Annotated in this window: 7 protein-coding genes; 5 read left to right on the plus strand and 2 right to left on the minus strand. The window is 49.3% G+C overall.

Going from position 1 to position 10,556, the window contains the following annotated elements; translation table 11 throughout:
* Positions 1-61 precede the first annotated feature (61 nt).
* From msrA to ygiD, 4 genes are all read left to right on the plus strand, one after another.
* Positions 62-709, plus strand: a complete 648-nt coding sequence (msrA, locus tag VN105_RS04895; RefSeq protein WP_325638501.1) for a peptide-methionine (S)-S-oxide reductase MsrA — start codon at positions 62-64, stop codon at positions 707-709.
* Between the two features lie 257 nt (positions 710-966).
* Positions 967-1,386 (plus strand): hypothetical protein, encoded by a 420-nt coding sequence (locus VN105_RS04900; protein WP_325638503.1) that lies wholly within the window; start codon positions 967-969, stop codon positions 1,384-1,386.
* Between the two features lie 57 nt (positions 1,387-1,443).
* Positions 1,444-1,854 (plus strand): Rrf2 family transcriptional regulator, encoded by a 411-nt coding sequence (locus VN105_RS04905; RefSeq protein WP_325638505.1) that lies wholly within the window; start codon positions 1,444-1,446, stop codon positions 1,852-1,854.
* Positions 1,855-1,948: 94 nt separating this feature from the next.
* Positions 1,949-2,716, plus strand: coding sequence for a 4,5-DOPA dioxygenase extradiol (ygiD, locus tag VN105_RS04910; protein ID WP_325638507.1), 768 nt, complete (start codon positions 1,949-1,951; stop codon positions 2,714-2,716).
* A 40-nt stretch (positions 2,717-2,756) separates the two neighbouring features.
* Here ygiD and VN105_RS04915 read toward each other — a convergent pair whose 3' ends face one another.
* Complete coding sequence (locus VN105_RS04915) at positions 2,757-5,150, minus strand: ABC transporter permease (RefSeq protein ID WP_325638509.1); 2,394 nt, start codon at positions 5,148-5,150, stop codon at positions 2,757-2,759.
* A 153-nt stretch (positions 5,151-5,303) separates the two neighbouring features.
* Complete coding sequence (locus tag VN105_RS04920) at positions 5,304-9,935, minus strand: DUF3320 domain-containing protein (RefSeq protein ID WP_325638511.1); 4,632 nt, start codon at positions 9,933-9,935, stop codon at positions 5,304-5,306.
* Between the two features lie 189 nt (positions 9,936-10,124).
* On the opposite strand from VN105_RS04920, the gene VN105_RS04925 reads away from it, so the two are divergent.
* On the plus strand, positions 10,125-10,538 hold the full coding sequence (locus VN105_RS04925) for a hypothetical protein (RefSeq protein WP_325638513.1): 414 nt from the start codon (positions 10,125-10,127) through the stop codon (positions 10,536-10,538).
* Positions 10,539-10,556 lie beyond the last annotated feature (18 nt).

Below are 10,556 nucleotides of genomic sequence, written 5' to 3' on the forward strand. Positions count from 1 at the left end.
CTTTAACAGCAGTGGCTTCGGACATATAAAAAAAAGCTGCATCTTTGAAATATTATTTTTTATGAGAAAGTATTCAATATTTATTTGCCTGATCGCCCTGGCGTTTTCCGCCTGCGCCCAGCAAAAAAAAGACAAAGTGCCAGGAGATATGGAAGTAACCAACAATGAAAAAACGGCTACTGCTACCTTCGGAGGTGGCTGCTTCTGGTGTACGGAAGCCCAGTTCCAGTACCTCGACGGGGTCATTAAAGTACAATCCGGCTACGCCGGCGGCAATGTGCCCAATCCAACCTACGAACAGGTGTGTACCGGTACCACCGGCCATGCAGAAGTGATCCGGGTTACCTACGATCCCGCTAAAATCAGTTACGAGGAACTGCTCCAGGCCTTCTGGCTAAGCCACGACCCTACCCAGCTGAACAGGCAGGGAAATGACGTAGGTACCCAGTACCGCAGCGTGATCTTCTATAATAATGAAGACCAGAAAGAGAAAGCGGAATTTTACAAGAAAAAGCTGCAGGAATCCGGGGCATATGATAAGCCCATTGTAACGGAAATTGCACCGCTTACTACCTTTTACGAGGCGGAAGACTACCACCAGAACTATTATAACCAGAACGGGTCCCAGCCGTATTGCACCTTTGTGATCAAGCCCAAACTGGAAAAGTTCAAAAAGGCGTTTGCCGGGCACCTGAAAAAGCAGCCATGAGCTATGGGGAGTGTATGGGGAGTGTATGGTGAGTGTATGGTGAGTGTATGGGAAGTGTATGGGAAGTGTATGGGGAGTGTATGGGGAGTTCGACATATAGACGACCCCTAAGTACCAGAGAAGTATCCGCGAAGTATACCAGAAGTAACTGCACCAGCTGAAATACGGCTACCTTCCTCCCATCCGCTGCATTTATAGCTGAAACCTGAAAAACTTTTATTAACTTATGCAGCAGTTAATAAAAAGTTCCACCATTAATGAGCACTGTACAAGTATGTCCCTGGTGTGGGAGCACGGATATAATCCGTACCATACCGGAAAAAGACCCTTTTAACGTACTGGTTATCTGCCAAAGCTGTCAAAAGGTAGTTATCGACGAAACATCACCCGAGAAACGGAAAAATTCAATCACCAAACGCACTATAGAAGAAAAAGCCATACAACTGAGCCTGCATTCGGGAAAATTGCACGCCATTAAATACTACCTGACAGAAATGAATAGGCTCCCGGACACCAATATCGGGCTCCTGGAAGCCAAAGAGGCTGTGGAGGCCCTGATCGGCGCCCGGGGGGTGGCCAGCGCCGTTAAACAACCCAGCCGGAACGGTTGCGTGATCGCACTTATCATACTGGTACTCATCATTGCCAGCGTTGTTTACTTCTATACACACAGATAAATTTTTCCGTTCCCTCCTATTATTGTACTTTTGTACTGTAATAATGTAAATTACAGAATGAACAACGGAAGATTTCCCATATCACTGCATATTCTCACGCTGCTGGCCAGCGCGGAAGGGGAACTCCTGTCGTCCGACTATATTGCCGGCAGCATAAACATTAACCCTGTATTGGTACGGAAGGAAATCAGCAATCTCCGCAACCACGGGCTTATAGAAAGCAAAGAGGGCAAAAACGGCGGCGCCACCCTGTCCAAACCGGCCGAAAAGATCCGGCTGTCGGAGGTGTACCATGCCGTGCAACAGGCTTCCCTGCTGGGAAACAGTAAAAATAAGCCTAACCCCGATTGCCCCGTAGGGAAACAGATTAACCAGCATCTGGACCAACTCTACCAGGAAATTGAGGGCGCGCTGCTGCATAAACTGGAAAAAATGAGCCTGGCCGATTTCCTGCGCCAGTTCGCATAAATTTATCATCAAAGGCATTGCTGCCACCAGGAGGAATAGCATGCAACTCAACGATCTCAGAAACATTACCGGCCAATTCAAAAACAGCGCCCGTATGCCTGTGATGTTCATCGGGCACGGCAACCCCATGAACGGAATCACGGACAATGCCTTTACACGGGCGCTCGGCAGTATGGGACGGGACCTGCCTCAAAAACCCAGCGCCATTCTCGTAATATCCGCCCACTGGCTCACCAAAGGCACGCATGTGCTGGTAGCGCCTCAACCGGAAACCATCCACGACTTTGGCGGGTTCCCCGAGGCATTATACGCAGTGCAATATCCGGCGCCAGGCGCTCCGGAAATGGCCCGGGAAACCAAACAACTCATCACTTCCACCAACGTGATAGAAGATGACCACTGGGGCCTGGACCACGGTTCATGGACGGTACTGAAACATATGTACCCCATGGCGGATATTCCTGTATACCAGTTAAGCATCGACTACCACCAGCCACCGGAATATCACTTCAAACTGGCTGCAGAACTGAAAGCATTGCGGGATAAAGGCGTGCTGGTCATGGGAAGCGGTAATATTGTACATAATCTCCGGCAGGTACTGTTTACAGACAATGCCAAACCATTCGACTGGGCCGTTTCCTTCGATCAAACGGTGAAACAAAAACTGGAACAGGGCGCATTCGCCGATCTCGTGAATTATCATACACTTGGCAGGGAAGCGCAATTGTCTATTCCTACCAACGATCATTATCTTCCCATGATCTATACCCTGGGACTGGTAGATAAAAACGAGGAGATAAAATTTACTTACGAGGAAATACAAAACGGCAGTATCAGCATGCGATGCTTTAAAACTGCTTAATGATACGGCGCCGGGTGATCAATTTACCCGGCGCTCTTTTTTATTCAGCCCTTAAACTTTTAACAGGATTAGCCAGCGCTGCTTTTACCGCATGGAAACTTACAGTGGCCAATGCTATTACTACCACAGCGCTACCGGTAAGTACAAACACCCAGATACTGATACCCGCATGGTAAGCGAAGTTATTCAGCCACCGGTCCATGATCCACCAGGTAACCGGGAAGGCTACCACCGCAGCAATAAGCAACAACTGCAGGAAATCTTTCGACAATAATTTCACAATGTTCCCCGTAGTGGCGCCCAATGTTTTGCGCACACCTATTTCCTTTGTGCGCTGCACGGCGGTGAAAGCCGCCAGGCCAAAGAGCCCCAGGCAAGCGATGAACAAAGCCAACGCAGCAAACAACATAAATATCGTTTCCTGTTTCTGCTCCCCTGCGTATTGCTTCGCAAAATTCTGATCTATGAAACTGTAGTCGAACTGGTGCCCCGGATCAAAGGAATGAAATACTTTTTCAATATAGGCAACAGTTGCGGGGATATTATTCTTGCTCACCTTTACATATATGTTGTCCTCCATATTGGTAAAAGGAGGCATTTCCAGTACCAGCGGCGCTATTTTGTGCTGCAGGGAATAAATGTGAAAATCCTTCATAACGCCTATGACTACACGCTCTGTGCGGTTCCCTTCCTGGTCTATTTTAAACTGCACCCGCTTCCCGATCGGATCATCCCAGTTCAGTGTTTTTGCCAGCGTTTCATTGATCAGCACTGCATGTTGCATATCCGATTCGCCGGTATCTGAAAAGTTACGGCCGCTCTTCAGCGTAATGCCCAACGTTTTCAGGTAATCTGCATCCACCGCGTAATTCTGTGCAATTACAGAAGCGTCGGAAATACTGCCGTTCTGCTCAAAGAAAAAGCCATGGCCGCCAATATTATTCCGGCCAATAGGGTTGCTGGCTGCAGCCACCTGCTGTACCAGCGGGTTGCGCAACAGCTGTTCTTTCAGCACTGGGATCTTATTCCGCATTTGCTGGTCGGGTAAATGGAAAGACAATACCTGGTCTTTATTAAAGCCGAGATTTTTATGCATCATGTACTGCAACTGATCGTAGGCTACCATGGTGCTACCTGTTAGAATAATGGCTATCGCAAACTGGAAAGTAACCAGTCCTTTACGGAAACCCGCGTGGCCGCCGTTGCCCAGCTTGCCTTTCAGTGAATTGATCACTTTAAAACCAGACATAAATACCGCCGGGTAAACCCCTGCCAGCAATCCGGTAAGTGACGCCAGCAACAGCATCACTGCAATGGTTCTTAATATCCCGAACTGCCACAACCTTACCTGCGACCCGGTAAAACTATTGAACCAGGGCAGTAGCAAGGCTACCAGTCCTATTGCCACAAGCGCCGCTAAAAAGGTAAGCAGCATGGATTCTGTCAGGAACAGCCGTGCAATTTCCTCCCTGCCCGATCCCATACTTTTCCGTACGCCTACTTCCCGTATACGTGCGCTGGCACGGGCGGTGGCAAGGTTCATATAGTTAATACAGGCAATCAGCAATGTAAGCAAACCAATGCAAAGGAAAATATAGATGTACAGGATATTCCCATTGGGTGATATTTCATAGCCGAGATGCGAATGCAGGTGAATATCTTCTACCGGCTGTAATTCCATTTTGTAAGTCACCTCTCCCATGCGTGGTTTTAAATACCGCTCAAAAAACGCCGGCAGCTTGCTTTCCAGCGCTTTGGCATCGGCGCCGTCCTGGAGTAACAGGTAGGTATATACGTCGAAATTCTGCCAGCCGTTGGCGTTATAATCAGAAGGCATTACACGCAGGCCGCTGAAAGAAAAATGCGAGTTCGACGGAACATCTTCCATTACTGCGCTCACGGTATAAGCGGTGCTGTCTTCCGTAAGAATAGTTTTTCCTACCGCCTCTTCAGGACTGCCAATCAGCTTTTGGGCCAGGCTGCGTGTGAGCACCAGCGAATTGGGCTGCGCCAGCGCAGTAGCAGCATCTCCTGCCGCCATCGGGAAATTGAACACCCCGAAAAAGGTACTGTCTACAAAAAACATATCCCCTACTTCCAGCTTCTTTTGCCCGTATTTCAATGCGGCGCCGCCATCCGTTTCCACCCTGGTGATCTGTTCTATTTCGGGATAATCTTTCTTCAATACTGCGGCAAAGGGCGCGGAGGTGGAAGCCAGGTGCAGGTTACCGCCCGACCAGGTGGCATGGTTAACGGCCCTGTATATACGATTTGCCTGGGGGTAAAAATTATCAAAGCTGGTTTCCCGCTGTACATACAGCAACAGCAACCAGCAAGCTGCCATACCGATAGAAAGCCCCGCTATGTTGATCAGGGAATAATATTTAAACCTTACCAGATTACGCCATGCTATCAGGAGATGATTTCGAAACATCGGAGAAGTTTTTAGTTGATGTCTATCTCACATTTTCTCTTCTCCACACATGAAAAGCAAAAACATGCCATCCGGAACGTATACTAAATACCAGCACCAAACACATAACAACATATTACATGTGTTCGATTTTAGTACATTACCTGTACGATATCACGCTTTCAGCAGTTCTCCTTCCTGCTGTACCAGGTTATTGGCAATGCTGATATCAATAGCTTTAAGGATCTCTTCTTTCATTTCTTCGGTAACGCGGCTATAGCCAAACATTTTGGCAATAAAAGGAACTGCATCTTCCCGTTGGATAGCTATGGCATCTTTCACTACCTTTTCCAGGGCTACGCCTATTTCCTCTACCGCGATGTAGTTGATTTTCCTGGCGGAAGCCGGCAATTGACTGCGGTTGCGCACTACCGGTGTTGGCAACGAGGTATCCCAGAGGAATTGTCCTTTTATCTTTATCCGTTTGCCGGCATCGGAATGGCGTACTGCATGACGCAGTATTTCCCGGATGCGCGGCCCAACCCTGGTTATACCGGCTGCTTCCACCATACGCCGCGCCAGTTCATCAAAATGAACGGGGCTTTCTACCACCACCACCTGCTCTATCCAGTTGCATAGTTTACCGATCGGTGAAAGATGAAACTCCTGCTCCCTGATTTCATCAGGCAGTACGGCTGTTTCATACTCCGGTACTTCATCTTCCACTTCAGGCACCGCTTCCCTGGTTAATGTTTCTGCGGTTTCTTTTGCCACATCTGCAGCTACCTGGTCGTCGATGGCCACCGCAGCTTTTGCTTTTTCAATAGCGGTCACCAAACGATTCAGCTCCCGTTCAGGATTGCGGAACCAATCGGTGCTCCATACCCGGTGGATCTTCCAGCCGATGGCTTCCAGCACCTGTTGCCGCAAACGGTCGCGGTCGCGCGCAGAGCGCGCTGAATGATAGGCCGCGCCATCACATTCTATTCCCAATATATAACGGCCCGGATTTTCTGCATCTACAATAGCCAGGTCAATATAAAATCCTTTTGATCCAACCTGTTTGCGAACGGTATAACCAAGCGCCTCCAGCTTTGCCGCTACATTTTCTTCAAAGGGGCTGTCGGCCGGAAGACCCGTTTCCGCCGTCATATAAAGCTTTCCATGCTGGGCGAAATACAGGAAATTCTTCAACGATTGTATGCCATAACTTTTTGTCCTGTTCAAATCAATATCATCGGCGGTGATATTGGTAAATACTTCACAACGCATCTTTGCCCGGGTGATCAGTACGTTGAGTCTTCTTTCCCCGCCTTCATTATTCAGCGGGCCAAAAGACATGGCCACATAGCCCTCTTCCGTACGTCCGTAACCGATAGAGATAAAGATCACATCCCTTTCATCTCCCTGTACGTTTTCCAGGTTCTTTACAAAGAAAGGTTCATCCTGGTGCGCCATGAAATACGATTCCAGCTCCGGCGATTTACGGCGCCGTAACTCCAGCGCGTCGCTGATCGCCTGCCGTTGTGAGGTACTGAACGCTACTACTCCCAGGCTAAGGCCCGGATGTCTACGGGCATGCTCCATTACCGCATCGGCTACTATCTCTGCTTCTTTTGGGTTGGTGCGGGTTTTACCGCGATCATACGCTGTATCTTTCAGGTGATGAAATACGAGTCCTTTTCTTTCTTTATCACCTGGACTGGGGAAGATCACCAGTTTATTTTCATAGAATTGGTGATTCGATAAAGTGATCAGCGATTCGTGCCGGCTCCTGTAATGCCAGCGCAGCATACGTTGCGGCGCACCCTGTGCATCACATAAACCCAGGATGCTCTGCATATCTGCTGTTACATTCTCTTCATCATCTGTTTCGCGGGTAAGTGAATCGAAGAAACTGGTAGGTGGTAACTGTTTATTATCTCCCACTACTACCAATTGCCGGCCGCGCAAAATAGCACCCAAAGCCTCCACAGGCTTTACCTGGCTGGCTTCGTCAAAAATAACAAGATCAAACTCCAGTGTAGCAGGCGGTAAAAAGTTGGCAATAGATAAGGGGCTCATCATAAATACCGGTTTAATAGCCTGTATAGCCAATCCTGCTTCCTGCATCAGTTTGCGGATAGGCATATGGCGCGCCTTCTTGTTAAACTCTGTGCGCAGGATATTTACCTGTCCGCCTGCATCCGCGCGGGGCATCTGTTCCCAGTGCTGTAAAGCGGCGCGGGCGCGGTTATACTGCAGGTTCAGCACATCCAGTTTCCGGAACTGTTCCACCATTTCTTCATGGCCCGCGCGTTCAAATTTACGCAGTGCCGGCTGCGATTTCACCGCTGTTTCCACCAGGTACTCGTACCATGTTTTCTCCAGGGCTGTTCTCAGTAACCTGGCGCCTCCTTCCCACTCCTGCACCGGCGTGATCAGGCATCCCAGCTGTTCCTGTATAGCCGTTTCCGTTATATTGTTCCAGGCAATAAGATGATGTATTTCCGGCAGTTTATCTGTCCATGTTTGCAGTTGCCGTTGCTGTGCATCCAGCAACAGGGGGAACTGACCTGCAGGCATTTCCAGCCGGTTTAGCACAGCGCTGTTGCGTTGCTGCTGCTCCAGCAGCAACCCGGTGAGTTGCTGCTGGTTCGCAAGCGCTTCTGCCGCATTCCGGTTACCATGCAGCCATACCACCACCTGCGGCGGACAACTACCTGCCGAAACGCGTGTATGCAGCTCCGTTATATAATCCGTTGCTTCCTGCAATGCGGGCCAGTCGGTATGCGACTTCTGCCAGCGGCTGCCAAACAGCTCACGGCCCAACGCGGCATGTTCTTTCAATAGTGCATCCTGTCGCCTGAACTCCATGATGGCATCTATATACTGTAGTTTATCTTCCTTATCGCGTGGCAGTTCATGTTTACATAAAGCAGCCAGCTGCCGGTTACTTTTTTTGTATGCGCCTATAAGGAATTTGTACCACTTATGACCATGCGCCAGCAGGTTCTCCCGGATCTCCATTACATTTTGTTCCCAGGCTTCAGGAATAAAGATCTCCTGGTACTGTTCCTGCACAGCGGTAGCCGCCACCCCTGCAGCCAGCCATTCCGCGATGTCCTGTTTTTGCAGCAGCCAGGCTTTACTGGCAACATTCATGTCCCCGAGATCGGGTTGGCGCGCCAGCAACGCACAAATATCAATAAGCGCTTGTATGGCGGTAATATCTTTGGGAGATGGGATATTCATTTTCCCCGCAATAGCGGAAGTTGCCTGCATCAATGCTTCCTGTGCTGTTAGTGCCTCTTTGAGCAATTGCGCAAACGCAGTTTGTTCATGCGGCAATAATACAGTAAGCCGGCTGCCACGGAAAGCGAGGTTGGCCGGTACACCCGTTTCCTGCAGGCATGCCTGTATCCGCAATGCCATAGCTGTGGCCTTGTTCATAGCCACAGCATCCCACTGTGTAATATCCGGTATTTGTATGGCAGGTAAGGTGATACCCGCAGTTTCTTCGTTTAACCGTAACAGGTAGCCTATTACCTGGTGCGCAGTTAAACCGCTTTTTTCGATTGCCCCGTTTATAGCAAGACAATAACCATTCAGTTCTTTTTTATAATTATCCAGGAGCAGCACTTCTTCCTGTAACTTCCGGATAGACGGCCGTCCCAGTTCCAGTACCTTCCTCAGCTCCTGGTGCAGTTCTTTTTTATTGGCCTTATGACTGTGCAGTTCCAGGCAGGCTTCTCCCAGCTGTATGTTATCCAGCCGGCGTTTCACCACTTCCAGCGCCGCCATTTTCTCTGCTACAAACAATACTTTTTTCCCACGCCCTATGGCATCTGCAATGATGTTGGTGATAGTTTGTGATTTGCCTGTTCCCGGAGGCCCCTGTATCACCAGGTTCCGGCCTTCCTGTACGCTCAGCATCGCCATGATCTGTGAGCTGTCGGCGTCCACTACCTGGAACAGTTCATGCGCATTGGTATCGTTGTCAATGAACACATCGTCATCCAATTGTGGTGCGGCATCTGAAAAGCCGCCGCCAAAAAGGCTTTGAATAACAGGATGTGTAAGTATATCATCTTCCTGCCGCCATTTGGAAGCGTCCAGGTCGTTATAGATCAGGAATTTGCCAAAAGAGAAAAAGCCCAGTTCTACCGCATCAGGGGCCACTTTCCACCCGGGAATAGGCTCCACCGCTGCGGCCACTTCCGCGAGATACGCGTTCACGTCAAAATCTTCCGTATCCGGAAGGTCGGGGATATCGATATTAAAATCCGCTTTCATTTTGGCCTGCAGCGAAATATTGGCGCCTACGTCTTCCAGGGAATATTTCAGCCGGAAACGCTCCCTTGCACTGGAGCGATCCAGCAGCACCGGCACCATGATCAGCGGTGCAAAGCGTGCCTCATCGCTGCCGGCGGCCTCGTACCATTGCAGCATCCCCAGTGAGATGTAAAGGATGTTCACCCCTTGTTCTTCCATGCTCATCCGTGCCGCATAGTAGGTATTCAGCAGCCGGGAATGCAGGGTTACCTGGGTTTCATTGGTTTGTAAACGGGTATCGGTTAACGCGTCTTTAGACACCGGTTCGTTATACTGTACGGTTTCTTCTTCCTGCTTTTTTTCGGGGCGGCCGAGAAACGACATGGTTTTACCTTCCCGCACCAGTATATCATAAATGGCAGCAGATTGTTCTTCTACAATATGTAAACCTTTGCCCGCCGGCAACTTGTAATTCAACAATGGATTTCTGAGGCCCAAATCCAGTAATTCCTTCCGGGAGGATTCCAGCCTGGTTAATATGGATGCGATCATAATTGGCAAAATAAAACGCTACAAATATAATTTTAATAAACGGTGAAGAAGGAGAAGAAGTATACAAACGGAGAAAATCCCGTTTTCCGGGGTAGGCGTTACCGTGAAGGCGCCGGCCTGTATATGATTATATACCTATATTTGAAGCTGAAACCAAACCCCGTTCTGCGGTGCAGAACATATACCCATATGAATACGAGATCCATTATTTCACTCTCCACCTTTGTTCTTTTAGTGTTTACCGGCTTAGTTATACTTGGATTGTGGGGCTGCCCCCAATACAAAGTGTATTCCCAGCGCATGGAAGGAGAAGCGCTGCTGGCGCATGCCCAGGCGTCTAAAGAAGTAGCCGTGGCGGAAGCCCGCGCCAAAATGGAAAGCGCTGCTATGCTGGCTGCCGCAGATACTATCCGCGCGCATGGCGTGGCCCGCTCCAACCAGATCATCGGGGAATCGCTGCGCAACAATGAAGCGTACCTCCACTGGTTGTGGATCGATAACATTGAGAAAAACCCACAGGCAGTGATTTATGTGCCTACGGAGGCGAATCTGCCTATACTTGAGGCTGGGAGAAGGCCGTGGGGAAAGGATACGGCGAGGTAGTCACAACAAAGTAAAGTA

Origin of the sequence: Chitinophaga sp., from assembly GCF_035564935.1 — a bacterium.
GTDB lineage: Bacteria > Bacteroidota > Bacteroidia > Chitinophagales > Chitinophagaceae > Chitinophaga.

Coding starts and splice junctions, on each gene's coding strand:
- VN105_RS04915 (WP_325638509.1), bottom strand. CDS start 5,150: ATGTTTCGAAATCATCTCCTGATAGCATGGCGTAATCTGGTAAGGTTT.
- VN105_RS04925 (WP_325638513.1), top strand. CDS start 10,125: ATGAATACGAGATCCATTATTTCACTCTCCACCTTTGTTCTTTTAGTG.
- VN105_RS04900 (WP_325638503.1), top strand. CDS start 967: ATGAGCACTGTACAAGTATGTCCCTGGTGTGGGAGCACGGATATAATC.
- VN105_RS04905 (WP_325638505.1), top strand. CDS start 1,444: ATGAACAACGGAAGATTTCCCATATCACTGCATATTCTCACGCTGCTG.
- msrA (WP_325638501.1), top strand. CDS start 62: ATGAGAAAGTATTCAATATTTATTTGCCTGATCGCCCTGGCGTTTTCC.
- VN105_RS04920 (WP_325638511.1), bottom strand. CDS start 9,935: ATGATCGCATCCATATTAACCAGGCTGGAATCCTCCCGGAAGGAATTA.
- ygiD (WP_325638507.1), top strand. CDS start 1,949: ATGCCTGTGATGTTCATCGGGCACGGCAACCCCATGAACGGAATCACG.